Source organism: Euzebyales bacterium, from assembly GCA_035461305.1.
In the GTDB taxonomy this organism is placed as follows: domain Bacteria; phylum Actinomycetota; class Nitriliruptoria; order Euzebyales; family JAHELV01; genus JAHELV01.
The window spans coordinates 1-15,639 of the sequence record DATHVN010000086.1; the positions used below are offsets into that span (position 1 = coordinate 1).

13 protein-coding genes are annotated in these 15,639 nt (G+C 70.8%); 5 read left to right on the plus strand and 8 right to left on the minus strand.

The genetic code is table 11. The annotated features are described in order from the left end of the window. Positions 1 to 274 precede the first annotated feature (274 nt). Positions 275 to 625 (plus strand): YnfA family protein, encoded by a 351-nt coding sequence (locus VK923_07895; protein ID HSJ44586.1) that lies wholly within the window; start codon positions 275 to 277, stop codon positions 623 to 625. Here the strand turns inward: VK923_07895 and VK923_07900 are convergent. The 4 genes from VK923_07900 to VK923_07915 form a co-directional block, all read right to left on the minus strand. Then, positions 542 to 1,282: a PhoU domain-containing protein gene (locus tag VK923_07900; protein HSJ44587.1), complete on the minus strand. Its 741-nt coding sequence runs from the start codon at positions 1,280 to 1,282 to the stop codon at positions 542 to 544. The two genes, VK923_07895 and VK923_07900, sit on opposite strands and share 84 nt — an antisense overlap. 197 nt (positions 1,283 to 1,479) lie before the next feature. Beyond that, positions 1,480 to 1,800 carry a metalloregulator ArsR/SmtB family transcription factor gene (locus VK923_07905; GenBank protein HSJ44588.1) on the minus strand — a complete coding sequence of 107 codons (321 nt, stop codon included), beginning with the start codon at positions 1,798 to 1,800 and terminating at the stop codon, positions 1,480 to 1,482. A 35-nt stretch (positions 1,801 to 1,835) separates the two neighbouring features. Continuing rightward, the gene (locus VK923_07910; protein HSJ44589.1) at positions 1,836 to 2,837 is read right to left on the minus strand and encodes a permease; all 1,002 of its coding nucleotides are present in this window, start codon (positions 2,835 to 2,837) and stop codon (positions 1,836 to 1,838) included. 92 nt (positions 2,838 to 2,929) lie between these two features. After that, complete coding sequence (locus VK923_07915) at positions 2,930 to 3,679, minus strand: FAD-dependent oxidoreductase (protein ID HSJ44590.1); 750 nt, start codon at positions 3,677 to 3,679, stop codon at positions 2,930 to 2,932. 517 nt (positions 3,680 to 4,196) lie between these two features. Here VK923_07915 and mgrA point away from each other — a divergent pair. After that, entirely contained in the window at positions 4,197 to 5,234 is a 1,038-nt protein-coding gene (mgrA, locus tag VK923_07920; GenBank protein HSJ44591.1) for an L-glyceraldehyde 3-phosphate reductase, read from the plus strand. Positions 5,235 to 5,444: 210 nt separating this feature from the next. On the opposite strand, the gene VK923_07925 is transcribed toward mgrA, so the two are convergent. Beyond that, positions 5,445 to 6,500: a zinc-dependent alcohol dehydrogenase family protein gene (locus VK923_07925; GenBank protein ID HSJ44592.1), complete on the minus strand. Its 1,056-nt coding sequence runs from the start codon at positions 6,498 to 6,500 to the stop codon at positions 5,445 to 5,447. Between the two features lie 377 nt (positions 6,501 to 6,877). Further along, the gene (locus VK923_07930; GenBank protein ID HSJ44593.1) at positions 6,878 to 7,390 is read right to left on the minus strand and encodes a nitroreductase/quinone reductase family protein; all 513 of its coding nucleotides are present in this window, start codon (positions 7,388 to 7,390) and stop codon (positions 6,878 to 6,880) included. A gap of 855 nt (positions 7,391 to 8,245) precedes the next feature. Between VK923_07930 and VK923_07935 the strand changes: the two genes are divergently transcribed. Then, positions 8,246 to 9,265: a proline racemase family protein gene (locus VK923_07935; GenBank protein HSJ44594.1), complete on the plus strand. Its 1,020-nt coding sequence runs from the start codon at positions 8,246 to 8,248 to the stop codon at positions 9,263 to 9,265. Further along, positions 9,262 to 10,194, plus strand: a complete 933-nt coding sequence (locus VK923_07940; protein ID HSJ44595.1) for an ornithine cyclodeaminase family protein — start codon at positions 9,262 to 9,264, stop codon at positions 10,192 to 10,194. The genes VK923_07935 and VK923_07940 overlap by 4 nt, the downstream gene beginning before the upstream one ends. Before the next feature lie 33 nt (positions 10,195 to 10,227). On the opposite strand, the gene VK923_07945 is transcribed toward VK923_07940, so the two are convergent. Together VK923_07945 and VK923_07950 are read right to left on the minus strand one after the other, a co-directional pair. Continuing rightward, positions 10,228 to 11,631 (minus strand): FAD-dependent oxidoreductase, encoded by a 1,404-nt coding sequence (locus VK923_07945; protein HSJ44596.1) that lies wholly within the window; start codon positions 11,629 to 11,631, stop codon positions 10,228 to 10,230. Next, on the minus strand, positions 11,628 to 13,319 hold the full coding sequence (locus tag VK923_07950) for a glycosyltransferase (protein HSJ44597.1): 1,692 nt from the start codon (positions 13,317 to 13,319) through the stop codon (positions 11,628 to 11,630). Before VK923_07950 ends, VK923_07945 begins: the two co-directional genes overlap by 4 nt. Positions 13,320 to 13,496: 177 nt before the next feature. Between VK923_07950 and VK923_07955 the strand changes: the two genes are divergently transcribed. Continuing rightward, entirely contained in the window at positions 13,497 to 14,996 is a 1,500-nt protein-coding gene (locus VK923_07955) for a hypothetical protein (GenBank protein ID HSJ44598.1), read from the plus strand. Positions 14,997 to 15,639 lie beyond the last annotated feature (643 nt).

Here is a 15,639-nt window from a genome sequence, read left to right on the forward strand (position 1 = left end):
TCGCCGCGTCGGCGGCTCTGCACACTCTTCGACCTCGACCTGCCCGGCGCCTACGACCTCCACGCGGTGCTCCGGACGGATACTCCATAGTGCGCTGCCCCGAGGCGACGCGGATGCTGCCGTGGTGGCGCGCGGGCCGTAGCGTCGTCGCCATGACCGTCATCGCGTCCGCGGCCTTGTTCGTGCTCGCGGCGGTCGCCGAGATCGGCGGTGCCTCTGGTGTGGGAGGGCGTCCGCGAACGCCGCGGGTGGCCGTTCGTCGTCGCGGGGGTGCTTGCGCTGGGGCGCGTACGAGTTCGTCGCGACGTGCCAGCCGTTCCAGCACTTCGGTCGGATCCTGGCCGCCTACGGCGGCGTGTTCGTCGCCGGGTCGCTGGCCTGGGGTGTGGCGTTCGACGGCTTCCGGCCGGACCGCTTCGACCTGATCGGCGCCGCGATCTGCCTCGTCGGCGTGACCGTGATCATGTACACACCGCGTGCGGCGCGGGGTGAGCTTCGACCCACACGCGTGGTGGCGTCGCGGCGCGCGGGAGGACGCGGGTCAAGTGGCGATGTCGACGTGGCGTGCGCGGTGGCTGTTTCGCGCGTCGTGGTGGTCGAGCTGGTCGAGTGGCAGCGCGACTGATGTCACGACGTTGGTCAGGTGGACGGCGATGCGCGACAGGTGCTGGTAGGCCAGTGCGGTGGCGGTGCCGTGGGTGGCGTCGTCGGTGACGACCAGCAGGTCGATCGCGAGGTCGATCTCGTCGGTGAGCGCAACGGTCAGCGTGACCTGTTCGGCGGCGACGGTGGGGTCGTGGGTGCGCAGCACGTCACGTGCGGCGGCGAGGTGCGCGTCGAGGTTGGTGCGGTAGGCGGCCAGCTGCGTGTGTTGGGGCTGGTGGGGTGTGAAGTGTCCGTGGATGCGGGCGAGGCGGGCGAGTCCGGAGGCGTGGTCGCCGATGCGTTGGATGTCGTTGACGGTCGACATCGCGGCGAGCATGGCCGGCAGGTCGGTGTGGGCGCCGCGGACGGCCGCGTGGACCACGAGCTCGCGGCGGACCTGGCGGGCGAGCTCGTCGAGGCGGTCGTCGCTGCGGCGGGCCCGGTCGCGCAGTGTCGCGGGGTCGGTGGTGCCGAGTAGGCCGCTGACGCCCAAGGTGAGGGTGTGGCAGTCGATGTCGAGCATGTCGCGGAAGCGCTGGTGGATTCTGTCGAGTCCGCCGGCGCGTTGTGTGAACAGGTCGCGCCACGCCATGGTCGCCGTCACATCCCCGTGGTGGGTGTGCGGTTTCGGCTTCACCGCACACCCGGAGTTGTTGCTCAATGCTAGTTGACTCAACAGTGGTTGTGCAAGTGGTTGCTGCCGGTGAATCGGCGAGTGTGTTCTCACCGCGGGGTGTCGCCGGCGCTGGCGGCACGGGTCTGATGCCCCCGAGTGTCGGTGTACGCAGCGAAGCCACTGGCGGCGTCTGCGGTAGGGGTGTGGCGACGTTCGGGTCAGGTGATCAGCGCGCGGCTGAGGATCGCGAGGCGTTCTGGCACGGGGCGGTAGTAGACCCAGCGGCCGCGTTTGTGGCTGTCGACCAGGCCGGCGTCACGCAGCACCTTGAGATGGTGGCTCACGGTGGGCTGCGACACGCCGAGGGGTTCGACGAGGTCGCAGGCGGCGCAGGCCTCGCCGGCGGCGGCGATGAGGCTGAGCAGCCGCAGCCGGGTGGGGTCGGCGAGCACGCCGAACCATCCCGCGAGCTCCTCGGCCTCGGCGGTGGTGAGCGGCGCGTCGAGCAGCGGCGCGCAGCACTCGACGACGGGCCGCATGGTGCGGGTCCTTTCCGTTCGGGTCGGCGGTGTGGTCACAGGACCAGGGTGCCCAGCCAGCCGAGCAGGACCGCGGCGACGACCAGGATGGCCACGACCAGGCCGACGACGCGGCGACGGGCGATGACCAGCAGGCCGGTGACCGCGCCGATGCTGGTGCCGGCGCCGGTCACCAGGAACGCCAGCGTGGCGCCGGCGCCCATGCCGCCGTCCATCAGGGCGGCGACCAGCGGCAGCGACGCCTCGGTGTTGACGTACGCCGGGACGCCGAGCAGGGCGGCGATTGGCACCGCCGTGGCGCTGTCGCCGCCGAGGTAGGTGGTGATCCACGAGGTGGGGATCGCCTCGATGACCAGGTAGCCGAGTGCGGTGAACGCCAGGAAGAACACCACCAGCCGGCGACCCACGACCAGCGTCTCGCGGAACAGGTCGTCGAGTCGCAGCCGCTGCCAGGTCGTCACCGGCGGCGGCGCCGGTCGTGTCAACGTCAGCGTCGTACCGTTCGCGGCCGTGTCCGACCGCGCCTGGTCCGCAGCGGACACCTCGCACGCGTCGTCGCCGCACGGTGCGGGCTCGGGTGTGACGCGGGCCTGGCCGTGCAACCAGCCGGTTCGCTCGATCCGCGCGGTCACGGCGCCGGCGGCGAGCCCGATCACGATGGTGCCGAGGAAGAAGACCAGCGCGAACGGCCAGCCGAACAGGCCCGCGGACAACAGCAGCTCGGCCGGGCTCGTCAGCGGCGACGCGACCATGAACGCCACCAGCGGCGCCCACGGCGCCGATGCGGCGAGTCCGCCCAGCAGGATCGCGGTCGTACCGCAGGAGCAGAACGGCGTCAAGGTCGCCAGCGCGACCGCCGCGACAGTGCCCAGCCACACGCGGCGGCGCAGCAGCGCCTCCAGGCGATCAGTGCCCACGTAGGTGCTGACTGCTGCCGCGGCGATGATCGACAACACCAGGAACGGCCACGTCCCCGCGATGGTCCGGGTGACGTCCGCAGCGACATCGTCGACCAGTGTCCAGATCCAGGTGAGCATCGAAACACCTCATATAGACGTTCATCGATATATGGCCAGTGTGTCACATATATAGATGATCGTCAATACATCGGCTGTGGCTCCTACGTCCGCTACGTCCACACATCCGCCGCGGTCTGCCGGGCCGTGGTGGGAGCTGCGCGACCGCGGTGCACGCGAGCGGCGACGACGACATCGGCCGGCTGGTCGGTGCCGTCGTCGGCGCAGATGCGCAGGCCGGGACCGTCGGGCTCGATCGCGTGGACGGTGACGGCGGCGACCACGGTCACACCGTGGTGTTCAAGGTGCTCCGTGCTCGGCGTCGACGGTCGCCAGGACCTGGACGAGCATCTCAGCGACCGTGACGTCCAGCCGCGGTGCGTGAACGCGTCGGCCAGCTCCAGGCCGATGTATCCGGCGCCGACGACGACCACGCGGTGCGCGATCGCGGCGGTGATCGCGGCGGTGATGTCGGCGTGGACGGCGAACACTTGCTCCCTGTGGACACCGTCGAGATCCAATCCCGCGATGGGTGGTCGGGCGGGGACGACGCCGGTGCCGGAGATCAGCTGGTCATACCCGATCGCCGCAGCGCCGCCGCCGGGCTCGGGGACGGTCAGCCTGTGCGCCTCGGCATCGACCGCCGTGGCGGTGTGGTCCAGCCGCAGCCGTAGCCCGGCGGCTTCGAGTCGCCGCAGTCGCGGTGTGCCAGGTCGCGCCAGTCCGCGGTCTCGCCGGACAGGTAGAACGGCAGCTTGCAGATGCTGACGTTGGGTAGGCGTCAGCGACGACCACGAGCCCGCTTCTACGCCAGCCTCTTCCGCGCGGGCCGGATGTTGGATCTCGTGCCGAACGCGAGCCAACGGTCAGCCGGCGTTTGGGGCCTACCTACGGCTCCGCGCCGGCATCCGCCACCGGACCGGCCTGCTTGTCCTCACCCTCACCGCCGACCGGATTCGCGCCGTCACCCGCTTCGACAACAGCGTGTCCCATGGTTCGTGCTGACGCGATCGCTCCCCAGCCGATAGACCGCTCTCCCAGTGCGCTTCACATCGGGCATGCGAACGCGCAACGACGGACGCGGGATGCCCGGAAAGCGCGGACGAGCCGAGGGCGCCGCGTCTCCGAGCGCCGCGATCGAGCAGCGGTTCGTAGCTCGAGCCGCAGGACGGCGGTCGCTTCTACTGCGACCACCCCAGCGGGGGTGGGAGCTCGACCATTTGATGTCTGTCATCATTGCCACCCCATGGTGGCGACCGGACCGTGCACTGTCTCACAGTGATGGGTGCTCACATGATCGTCGATGCGGGTAGGTCTTCGGACGCCGTTCCGGTGCAAGCTTGAGGCACTTGCTGTTCGGCCCACATATCGACAGAGGGGATGATTACGATGGTTCACCAGCCCGCTGCGGATCGCTATGAGCGCCTCGTGTATCGCCGGTGTGGGCGCAGTGGTGTGCGGCTTCCGGCGGTCACGCTCGGGCTGTGGCAGAACTTCGGCGACGAGACGCCGTTCTCGACCGTGCGGGCCCTGCTGACCCGCGCGTTCGACCGCGGCATCAACCACTTCGACCTGGCCAACAACTACGGTCCGCCGTACGGCTACGCCGAGGAGGTCTTCGGGCGTGTGTTGGCGTCGGACCTGGCCGGCTACCGCGACGAGCTGTTCATCTCGACCAAGGCCGGCTACGACATGTGGCCGGGCCCGTTCGGCGTCGGTGGGTCACGTAAGTACCTGCTGGCCAGCCTGGACCAGAGCCTCGCGCGGATGGGTGTGGACCACGTCGACGTGTTCTACTCGCACCGCTTCGACCCGGACACGCCGCTGGAGGAGACGATGGGCGCGCTCGCCAGCGCGGTCTCGCAGGGCAAGGCGCTGTACGTCGGTGTGTCGTCGTACTCGCCGGCGAGGACGCGCGATGCCGCGCTGTTGCTCAAGGACATGGATGTGCCGTTGTTGATCCATCAGCCGTCGTACTCGATCCTGAACCGTTGGATCGAGGCCGAGTTGCTCGACGTGCTGGCGTGGGAGGGTGTCGGCTGCATTGCGTTCTCGGCGCTGGCGCAGGGCATGTTGACCGATAAGTACCTCGACGGTGTGCCCGAGGACTCGCGCGCTGCCAGGGTGGGCTCGCTTCGGCACGAGTGGCTGTCCGACGGGAACCTGCGGCAGATCCGCCGGCTCAACGAGATCGCTGCGGATCGCGGGCAGTCGCTGGCGCAGATGGCGATCGCGTGGACGCTGCGAGATGATCGCGTGACGTCGGCCCTCATTGGCGCCCGCACGGTTGCGCAGTTGGAGGAGAACGTCGCCGCGCTCGACAACCTGGTGTTCTCCGACGACGAGCTCGCGGAGATCGACCGCACTGTCAGCGATGCAGGCATCGACCTGTGGGCGGCATCACGTGAGGCGGGATGAGCGGCGGCTCACAGCGGCGACGTGCGGTACCACTGCCCGCGGTCGAGATCGGTGGGAAGCGTGGGAGACCGGGATCATCGCGCAAGGACTCCGCACGGTGGGTCGTCGCTGACCTTCCGGCCGGCCGCCGGACCACGGACCCGGATGGGTGCGACCGCCGACGCGCCGAATCCCGCTCAGCGGATTCGGCATGTCGGACGACGGTGGCCGTCAGCGCGCGAGGGCGACCTTCAGCGCCTTCGTCTCCGCGGCGCGGCCGAAGGTGTCGTAGGCGTCGACGACGTCTTCGAGCTTGAAGCGGTGCGTGACGAACTGCTCGGGGTGCAGCTTGCCCTGCGCCACCAGCTTGAGCAGCATGGCCGTCGTCGTGGCGCTGACCAGCCCTGTCGTTATCGACACGTCCTTGATCCACAGGTCCTGCAGCGCCAGCTCCGCCGGTGCGCCGTGCACACCGACATTGGCGACGGCGCCACCGGGACGGATGAGCTGCGTACACATCTCAAAGGTGGCCGGCACGCCGACCGCCTCGATCGCCACGTCCACGCCCAGCCCGTCAGTCATCGCCATCACCGCGTCGCGCCACCCGTCGGCACGGCTGTCGACACTGTCGGTGGCGCCGAACGTCTCGGCAACCTCGCGGCGGTTGGCATCCAGGTCGATGGCGATGACCCGAGACGCGCCGTACAGCCCGACGGTCATAATCGCAGCCAGCCCCACCGGTCCTGCGCCGACGACCGCGACCACGTCACCCGGCTTCACCCCACCATTGCGGACGCCGATCTCGAAGCCCGTGGGCAGGATGTCGGAGAGCATCAGCGCGGCTTCGTCGTCCACGCCGTCGGGCAGCTTGTACAGCGACGTGTCGGCGAAGGGGACCCTCACGTACTCGGCCTGCGTACCGTCGATCAGGTGCCCGAGGATCCAGCCGATCCCGGACGTGCCCTCGTCGGCCAAGCAGTGCGATGGAAGCTGCTGCTGGCAGTAGGCGCAGGAGCCACACGCGTTGATGCACGAGATGATCACCCGGTCGCCGACGGCCAGGCTGTTGACCGCCGACCCCACCTCGGTCACGGTGCCCACGCCCTCATGGCCGAGGACGCGGCCATCGGTCACCGCCGGAACGTCGCCCTTGAGGATGTGCAAATCAGTGCCGCAGATGGTCGTGGTGTCGACCTGCACGATGGCGTCGGTGGCCTGTGTGACCTGTGGGTCAGGGACCTCCTCCCAGGCCTTGCTGCCAGGTCCGTGGTAGACGAGCGCTTTCATGATGGTGCTCCCTGTGGTTGACTCGGATCTACCAACCCTGACCGCCGGACAGCAGACCGCAGGGACGAACGACCGTACCAATCATCCCGGTCGGCTCCCTACGAACCGGGACCATGGGCCGTGCACCGAAGGGCGGCGGTTCGCTCGATCGTGCATTGCGGACAGCTCGGCGAGTCAGGCGTCAGGTCCGGGACCGCGAACCCGACGTCGCGCCTCACGACACGACTCGGCTGGCGCGGCGCGAATCCGGTCGTTCCACACCGGTCTGGTCCATCCCAAACGATCCCGTGCCTCGCGCCAGACCTCGGCCAGAGTTCTTGGCCAACATCCATGGCACCCGTCGTGATCGTGGAATCGAGATACGGCGCGCAGCATGCCTACTGCGACACCGGTGTCAGGCGGAGCACGGGGATCTGGCGATCGGTCTTGCGCTGGTAGTCGGCATACCTGGGGTGCTGGGAGGTGACCTGGGACCAGGCCCGCGTGCGCTCGGCGCCATCGACCTGGTCCACCTGGACGCGCTGTTGCACGCCGTCGACTTCGATCCACACCTGGTCTGGGTGCTCCGCGATGTTGTGGTACCAGCCGGGGTGCGTCCTGGCGCCCGCTGCCGATGCGATGATCAGCCACGCATCACCGTCCGCGATCCGCGCGACCGGCGTCTCCCGATGCTGGCCGGTCTTGGCGCCGACGGTGGTGAGGTAGAGCACGTCCATATCCAGGAACCGGTTGCCGCGGCGCCGGTGCCACCAGGCCATGACTCGGGCCATGAGCTTGACCACGGGGTTCGATGGCGGCAGCATCCGGGCGCCGTAGGTGCCAGACGGCAGCTTCTCGAACGCCATGATGACCTCGCAGGAGACCCGCAGCGCACTCAGGTGGCCCGTCACGCCAACGTGATCGCCAGCAAGGCGCGCCGCACGTCGTTCGGCGGTGTGTCCATCCCGACGGTACAACGAGTGCGCGCATCCTCCGTGACCACGGCGAGCAGATCACGGTCATCGAAGGTCGCCGCGATGTGAGCCCGGGGTGGACGCCGGACACCGGCCGGCCTCGCTGTGGTGGCCGCAGACGCGCCCGTTCACTGCAGCGGGCCCCTTCGTCAGCCCTCCCAGGCGGGCGGCGTCGTCGACAGGATCGCCGATTCCGGTTTGGCGAGTTCGTGACGGTCGAGCAGGCCCGCCGGACGGACCCCCGACGCGTTCGCCGCCCCGGAACGCGACGTCGTCGCGACGGTCGTGCCCGATCCGCCGGTGCGAACGTCGGCGGTTCGTGTGCTGGACTGCGAGGACCCACGGTTCGCGATGGCCGGACAGCCGGTCGGACAACCCCAGCACCTCGACGGTGCCGCACTGTCCGCCGACGCGCACCCGCTCACCGGTGCGCAGCCGCGCTGTTGCGTTGCCGCAGCCCACGACTGCCGGGATCCGGAGCTCGCGGGCGACGATACCTCGAGCTCGTCGACCTCCTCGGGGAGGCGCCCGAACGCCTGCTCGCTGGTCTGCCGCAGCGATGGGCCGAGACCGAACGCGGTGCCCACCGCCATCACGACACTCAGGTTCAGATGGAACGGGTCCGCCGATGTTGCCGGAGAGGCGGTGGGCCTGCTCGCGCTCCTGGCCTGGTGTGCCGTCGGGATCGTGGTCGGCGTCCGGGCGCTGGTCCGGGCGGGCATGACCCAGGCGGCGAGATCATCGCCTGGCGTCGTCGCCCGCAGCTGCGTGCCGTGAGTAAGGTGGCCGTTCATGTGTGCGTCGTCCCCGCTACCGCCCGTCACGACCACCGACTACCACACGGCAGGCGAGCCGTTCCGCATCGTCACGGGTGGGGTTCCGCCATTGGAGGGTGCCGACGTCGCCGCGCGCCGGGCCTACGCCGCCCAGCACCTGGACCATGTGCGTCAGCTGCTGGTCAACGAGCCTCGGGGCCACGCTGACATGTACGGCTGCTTCGTCACCGAGCCAGACGACGCGGACGGCGACCTGGGTGTGGTGTTCTTCCACAACGCCGGGTACTCGACCGCGTGTGGTCACGGCACGATCGCCCTGGTCACGTGGGCGCTCGAGAACGGGGTCGTGCCGGTCACCGGAGCCCGGACCACGGTCGTGGTCGACGCGCCGTCAGGTCGGCTGACCGCCACTGCGGCGCTCGACGGCGACCGGGTGTCGGCGGTCAGCTTCGTCAACGTGCCGTCGTTCGTCGCCGATCCAGCGCTGCCGGTCGCGGTGAACGGGTCGGAGGTCACGGTCGGGCTGGCGTTCGGCGGTGCGTTCTATGCGGTGCTCGATGCCGCCGACGTCGGGTGCGGCGTCGTCGTCGGCGACCTGCCGCGGCTGATCGATCTGGGGCGGCGGATCAAGGCGACGATCGCAGCGGCCCACGACGTCGTGCACCCGACGGCCTCCAACCTGCGCGACGTCTACGGGGTGATCTTCACCGACGACACGCGCGCGCAGGACGGTGTGCTGCGTCAGCGCAACGTGGCGATCTTCGCCGACGGTGAGGTCGACCGCTCGCCGACCGGCAGCGGCGTGTCGGCCCGCCTCGCCCTGTTGGACGCCAGCGGTGCGCTGCCGCGGGGCGCGGATCTGGTCACGACCGGCATCGCAGGACTGGCGTTCCTCGGCCGGGTGCTGAGCGACGCCGAGGTCGGGGGCGTGCCCGCTGTGGTCACCGAGGTGACCGGCGCCGCTCACCGCACCGGCACCCACACGTTCGTGCTCGACCCGGACGATCCGCTCGGCACGGGGTTCCTGCTGCGATGAGCTCGCCGCCCTGGATCACTGCGGACGACCTCGCCGCCCTGGTCCCGATGCCGGCCGCGATCGACGCGCTCGCGGCCGCGTTCGCCAGCGGAGACGGCCTGGACGGTCCTGCCCGTGCGCATCATGCGGTGCCCGACGGTGACCTACTGCTGATGCCGGCGGCCTCAGCGGCCGGCATCGGGGTCAAGCTCGTGACCGTGACCCCGGCCAACCCGGCACGCGACCTGCCGCTGATCCACGGTGTGTACGTGCTGTTCGCTCCCGGCACACATGCGCCGGCCGCGCTGATCGACGGTGGTGCGATGACCGGGCTGCGGACCGCGGCGGTGTCGGGCCTGGCCACCCGCCACCTGGCCCGTGCCGACTGCCGACACCTGGTGGTCATCGGTGCCGGCATCCAGGGCCGCGCCCACGTCAGGGCCATGAGGGCCGTGCGTCCGATCGAACGCGTCACGGTGGCATCACGCTCCGACGGCCCGGCGCGGCGTCTGGTCGCCGATCTGCGCGCATCCGGCGTCGAGGCGACCCACGGTGGGCCCGACGCGATCGAAACGGCTGACGTCGTGTGCACCTGCACCACCAGCGACACGCCGGTCGTCGCTGGCGACCGGCTGCCCGTGGGCGTGCATGTCAACGCGGTCGGTGCCTACCGTCCCGACGCCCGTGAGCTGGACACCGCGACGATGGTGCGGGGCCGCATCGTGGTGGAGCAGCGCGCGGCGGCGCTGGCCGAGGCCGGTGACCTGTGCATCCCGATCGCGAACCAGGACCTGACGCCGGAGGCCATCGTCGCCGACCTCGCCGAGGTGGTCGCGGGCGCCGGGGTACGGCGCGGTGACGAAGACGTGACCGTGTTCAAGTCGGTCGGTCTGGCGATCGAGGACCTCGCGATCGCCGCTGCCGCACTGCGCGCCCGCGGCGCAAGCTAGTCAGGTGGGCCGTGTCGAACGGGCACTGCCCACCTAGTCCTCGACGACGTGGTGCCTGAACCGCTTCCGGGCGGCCGCCCATGCGGCGGGGTCGGGCGCACCGTCGGGCCCGAGCGCGTCGGCGGCCGCCCATGCCATCGCCAGGGCGTGGTGAGAGTTGTCATGCACGAACAGACCGTTGCGGCCGTACGTGGTCACGTCAGGAAGGTGTCCCACCCACCGGTCGAGCAGGTCGAGGTGCGCGGCGAAGCCGCGGTCGTAGATCGGATACGCGCTGGGCAGCCGTCGGACGACCACGTCGAGTGGGGCGTCGTCGGGCAGACCGGCACTCCGCAACGTGGCATGGACCATGGCGGCGAGCTCGGCGTCGGACGCGCGCCACACCTTGTCGCCGCGGGCGCAGGGCACCTCGGCGCACAGCACGGTCCGGTCATCGGGGTCACCGGCGTCGTTGGATCCGGGGTGGCCCGCGCGGTAGTTCTTCGGTTCGGAGATCCGTGTCACGGGCGTCCACCGTTCCGGCAGGTAGTGTGCGTCGAACGGGGTGTGCCGATCGCGGCCCATGACCAGGTAGACCAGCACCATCGCCCGTGTGCGCAACCGTGCCGCCGCGGCGAGCACGTCGTCGGGTGCCGTCGGTCGCAGCAGCCGCACGAGCACGGGCAGCGGGACCGTGCTGTACAGGTGCCGGCCGCGCACCGCTCCACCGTCTTCGAGTCGCACGACGGGCGCCTCGCCGTCGCGGTCGACCGCCACGGCTGTCCGTCCGAGGGTGATCGTCGCACCTCGCGCGGTCGCCGCGGCGGCCAGGGCCTCCCACAGCTGGCCGAACCCGCGCCGTGGGTAGAGGAACGTCCGTGCCTCGGGGTCCCGGCCGGCGAGCACACGACGGATCAACGCCGTCGGTGTCGCCGCCGCGATCCGGCGGCGTGCCTGCTCACCGCTGATCTCCCCCGGATCAATGCCCCACAGCTTCCACGCGTAGGGCTCGTAGAACCGCGCTGCCATCGTGGGACCGAGGCCCGCGCGCACGATCTCTGAGTACGTGTCGGCCTGCGGCCGACGTGCCCATGAGGTCAGCGACTCGATCGCGGCGCAGATCCCGAAGCCTCGTGGCAGGTGGCGGATTGTCGCGACCGGCGTCAGGGGGAAGGGCAGCCAGCGGCCGGCCAGCCGGATGCGACCACGACGGAGGCGTCGTTGCAGATCGTCACCCAGCAGGTCCTGAAGGTCGCTGAGGATCTCCGGGGCGATGGCGCGGTGCAGCCTGTGGCTGCCATGGTCCACTCGGACTCCTGCGACGTTGAAACTGCCCGCCGCGCCTCCGACGCGGTCCTCGCGTTCGATCACGGTGACGTCGTGGCCGGCGCCGGCCGCACGGAAGGCGAGCCCGAGACCAGCCGGGCCCGCGCCGAGCACGATGATGCCGTCGCTCACCTCGCGGACCTCGTTGCGGGATGCGGCGGGTGACCCTCGGCTTGCCACAGCGAGACGACGTCGGTGTTGAGTTGGTGATGGATGGCGGGGATGACGGCCGCGAGGTACCGGCCCAGCCGGACGAACGAGCGGCCGGTCTCGCGGAAGCGGTAGCTGACCGGCACCTCGGCGTAGCGTGCGTCCCGCGCCAGCAGATCGATGGTCAGCACTTGGGCGTAGTTGAAGTCGTGGACGATCCGCGCCTGCTGCGCGGCCAGCCGTGACAACGCACGGTAGCCGCTCTGACCGTCAGTGATGGGCGTTCGGGTCACGAAGCGCAACGCCAGGGTCAGGACCCGGTTGCCCAGGCGACGGTGCGGCAGCATCCGCCCGATCGTTCCCGCGAAACGCGATCCCACGACGTAGTCGGCCGCACCGTCGAGGATCGGGGCGACGAGCGATGGCAGTTCCTCGGGGGCGTACTCACCGTCGGCGTCGCAGAACGCGACCGCCACCGCGCCGCGCGCGACCGCCTCGTCGAGCCCACGCCGCACGGCGGCGCCCAGCCCCCGGTTGCGAGCCGACGCGATGACCTCTGCCCCTGCGGCACGCGCGCGCTCGGCGGTGCGGTCGGTGGAGCCGTCGTCGATCACCAGGCAGCGGACCGGGTGCCCCGCGATCAGGTCGGGCGTGCGACCGACGACGTCGGCGACCGTGGCCTCCTCGTCGTGCGCGGGAAGGAACAGCACGATCGGGGCGTCGGCCGCAGCGGCCGGTCGCGACGCGGTCGTCGCCGCCGGTCGCCGCGGCGCCAGCTGCAGCCGACCGACCAGCGACGGCGACGGCACGACCGCGGCGACAGCGCCCGCCAGGAGGGCGTAGGCGGTCTTGATCGCGTGCGCGGTGACGGCGATTGCGAGGCCCGTAGCGGGTGCGATGCCGACGGCGACGAGCGCACCGGTCGCGGCCGCCTCGTAGGTGCCCACCCCGGCCGGGGCGACGGCGACGACCTGGGCGGCGACGGCGATGGCGGTCACGAGCACCGCGTGGGCGACGGTGATCGGGGCGCCGGCCCACGCTGCCGCCTGGTGCACGACGACGGCTTCGAGCATCCAGGACGCGATCACGAGCAGGAGCGCGATCGGGCCCGCGGCGTGGACGTCGTCGTGACGGCGCCGTCGACGCGACGACCACCGACCGGCGATCACGACCGCGAGCATCGCGAGGGCCAGCAGCAGGGGCCCCCAGGCACCCAGGACGTCCACTGCCAGGCCGGGTCCGAGCACGAGCGCGAGCACACAGATCGACAGCAGGTCGGCCGCGCGCATGGCCACCGTCGACGCTAGGGCTGCGGGCGCGGCGATGCCGGCGCGACGGGTCACGCTGGTGACTCGGAGCACCTCACCGAGGCGCAATGGGAGGAGGTGGTTGGCACCCAGCGACACGTGCAGTGCCGCGATCGCATGGTGCGGTGAGAGCCCCGGCAGGGCGCGACACCACGCGACGGCGCGCAGCACGAACGCGGCACCGTAGACCGCAACCACCACGAGCAGCGCGACCGGGTGGTCAACGACCGACGCCGTGACACGGCGCAGCGCCGCGCCGTCGACGGTGTGGACGATGATGATGGTGGTCCCGGCGACCAGCCCGGCGGCCAGCCACCACGCGGTGGCACCGAGGCGTCGCCGGATGGCGGTGATCGCGGTCATCGAGTGTCCTCGTCTCCATCGGGATGGGCGTGCGGCCGTCTGACTGGCCCGTCCGTTGGCGGGCTGCTAGCCTCCGGCTGGCTGAGGCGAACCTAACTTAACCCATTGCGGCCGGCGCCGTGGGCCGCACACCGGCGCCCCGGACGTCACCGGTGGTCGGGAGAGACGGAGCAGCGTGTGCGATGGCGCCGAGGACACGCCGACGACCGCGGCGCGCCACGTCGGCGCCTGGGCATGGCCATGGTGGTCGTGTGTCTGGTCGCGCTCGCCGCCGCGGCGGCCGGGATCCCGACGCGGGCCACATACGGCGCGCGCACGACAGCCGACGAGCCGCAGTACCTGCTGACCGCGCGCAGCCTGGCAGACGACGGCGATCTGGACATCAGCGACGAGCTCGAGTCCGGACGCTGGCGAGCGTTCCACGAGGCCGAGCTGCCGCAGCAGACCCGGCCCCTGCCGGGCGGCCGGCGGATCAGCCCCCACGATCCGTTGCTGCCGGTGCTGCTGGCACCCGCCGTGGCGGCAGGTGGTTGGATCGCCGGAAAGTGGGCCCTTTCGTTGCTGGCGGGCGCGCTGGCGGCGCTGCTGGTGTGGACGTCCGTGGTGCGCCTGGCGGTTGCCACCCGCACCGCCGTGCTCGTGGTCGGTGTGCTGACCGCCTCGGTGCCGCTCGCCCCTTACGGCAGCCAGATCTACCCGGAGCTGCCGGCGGCGGTGGCGGTGACCGCCGGAATCGCCGCACTGCTCGCGCCGCTCCGATGGACCGGGATCGTCACGGTCGCCATCGTCTGTTGCGCGCTCCCGTGGTTCGGCATCAAGTACACCCCGGTGGCGGGCGTCCTGGGTGTGGTCGCGGTCGCGCGCCTGTGGAGTGATCGCCGGCGGACGGCCGTGGCGACGCTGGTCGCTGGACTGACGCTCGCCGGTGTCGCGTACCTCGTGGCGCACCAGGTGCTCTGGACCGGCTGGACCGCGTACGCCAGCGCCGACCACTTCGTCGACAGCGGTGAGCTCGGCGTCATCGGGTTCTCCCCGGACTACGGCGCGCGCACCGTCCGGCTCGCGGCACTGCTGACAGAGCGCTCGTTCGGTATCGCCGCGTGGCAGCCGGCGTGGCTGCTCACCGTTCCTGCGCTGGGCGCGCTGATCCGTGCGCGGCCGCCGGGATGGGCTGTGCTGTCGTCGGTGCTCGCCGCGGGGTGGTGTACCGCGACGTTCGTCGCGCTCACGATCGCCGGCTGGTGGTTCCCTGGTAGGCAGGTCGTGGTCGTCCTCCCCGCGGCCGTCCTGACCCTGTGCTGGTGGCTCGATCGCCGTCGTGCCCAACGTGCCGCGTTCGGCGTGCTCGGCGCCCTCGGGATCGCGAGCTGGCTGTGGCTGGCGGTGGAAGCGTCGGGTGGCCGTCTGACGCTCGTCGTCGACCTGATGGGCACCACGAACCCGTGGTATCGGGCATGGCGTCTGGTCCTGCCCGACTTCCTCGACGTCACGACTGCGACCTGGGCGTTCCACGGGGCGTGGAGCGCCGTCCTCGTCGTACTGCTCGTCGCGGGATGGCGCTCGGCGGCCTCCGCACCGCCCGCGGTGTCAGGTGCCCGATCCGCTCGCAGAACCGGAACCCGATCCGGAGGCGGTGCCCGACCCGGACCCCGATCCCGACTCGGAGGCGGCGCCTGACCCGGAGGCCGACCCTGACCCGGAGCCCGAACCCGATCCCTCAGTGGAGAGGTTGCGGACCTCACCCTCGTTCGCCGCGCCGCACCCGCTGAGCATCACGACGAGGGCGATGGCACACACACCCGCCCGGGTCCTGGTCCTGATCATGATCATCACGTCTCCGTTCGTGGCCGCGCCGTCGGTCATGCGTCGTGACCTCTGGGGCAAATAGTTTGGTTAGGGTAACCTCCATGGCGCCGGGGGCCAAATGAAGTCACGCGGTCACGGCAACTCGCCGGCGAGCTCGGACCCCGGCAGCGCCATAGATGATCGCGTACGGGTCGGCGAGGAACATGAGGCGTCCCTTCAGGGTCGGCTGTGTGGTCAATGACTGGGGTGGATCCAGACTCCGACGCGTCGCGCGACAGCGGAGGCTCCGGGGTCTTGACCCTGGTCGGGTTGGGTGATCTGCCGCGCGCAGCGCCGTGACCGCGACGGCCGTCAGCGTGACCGGCGACACGAACCAGAGGATCGCATCGAACCAGCTGGGTTGTGCGAGCGCCCGCCCGTCGAGCCACCGCTCACGCTCCGGCCCGCGTCCCGCCGCATGCCGCCGGCGCATCCCTGCCTGGTCAACTACCATCAACTCGCAGCCGGGGTCCGT

Bases quoted from the DNA above. Each gene is read 5' to 3' on its own strand.
- VK923_07950 (HSJ44597.1), bottom strand. From the start codon at position 13,319: ATGACCGCGATCACCGCCATCCGGCGACGCCTCGGTGCCACCGCGTGG.
- VK923_07935 (HSJ44594.1), top strand. From the start codon at position 8,246: ATGTGTGCGTCGTCCCCGCTACCGCCCGTCACGACCACCGACTACCAC.
- VK923_07910 (HSJ44589.1), bottom strand. From the start codon at position 2,837: ATGCTCACCTGGATCTGGACACTGGTCGACGATGTCGCTGCGGACGTC.
- VK923_07940 (HSJ44595.1), top strand. From the start codon at position 9,262: ATGAGCTCGCCGCCCTGGATCACTGCGGACGACCTCGCCGCCCTGGTC.
- VK923_07905 (HSJ44588.1), bottom strand. From the start codon at position 1,800: ATGCGGCCCGTCGTCGAGTGCTGCGCGCCGCTGCTCGACGCGCCGCTC.
- mgrA (HSJ44591.1), top strand. From the start codon at position 4,197: ATGATTACGATGGTTCACCAGCCCGCTGCGGATCGCTATGAGCGCCTC.
- VK923_07925 (HSJ44592.1), bottom strand. From the start codon at position 6,500: ATGAAAGCGCTCGTCTACCACGGACCTGGCAGCAAGGCCTGGGAGGAG.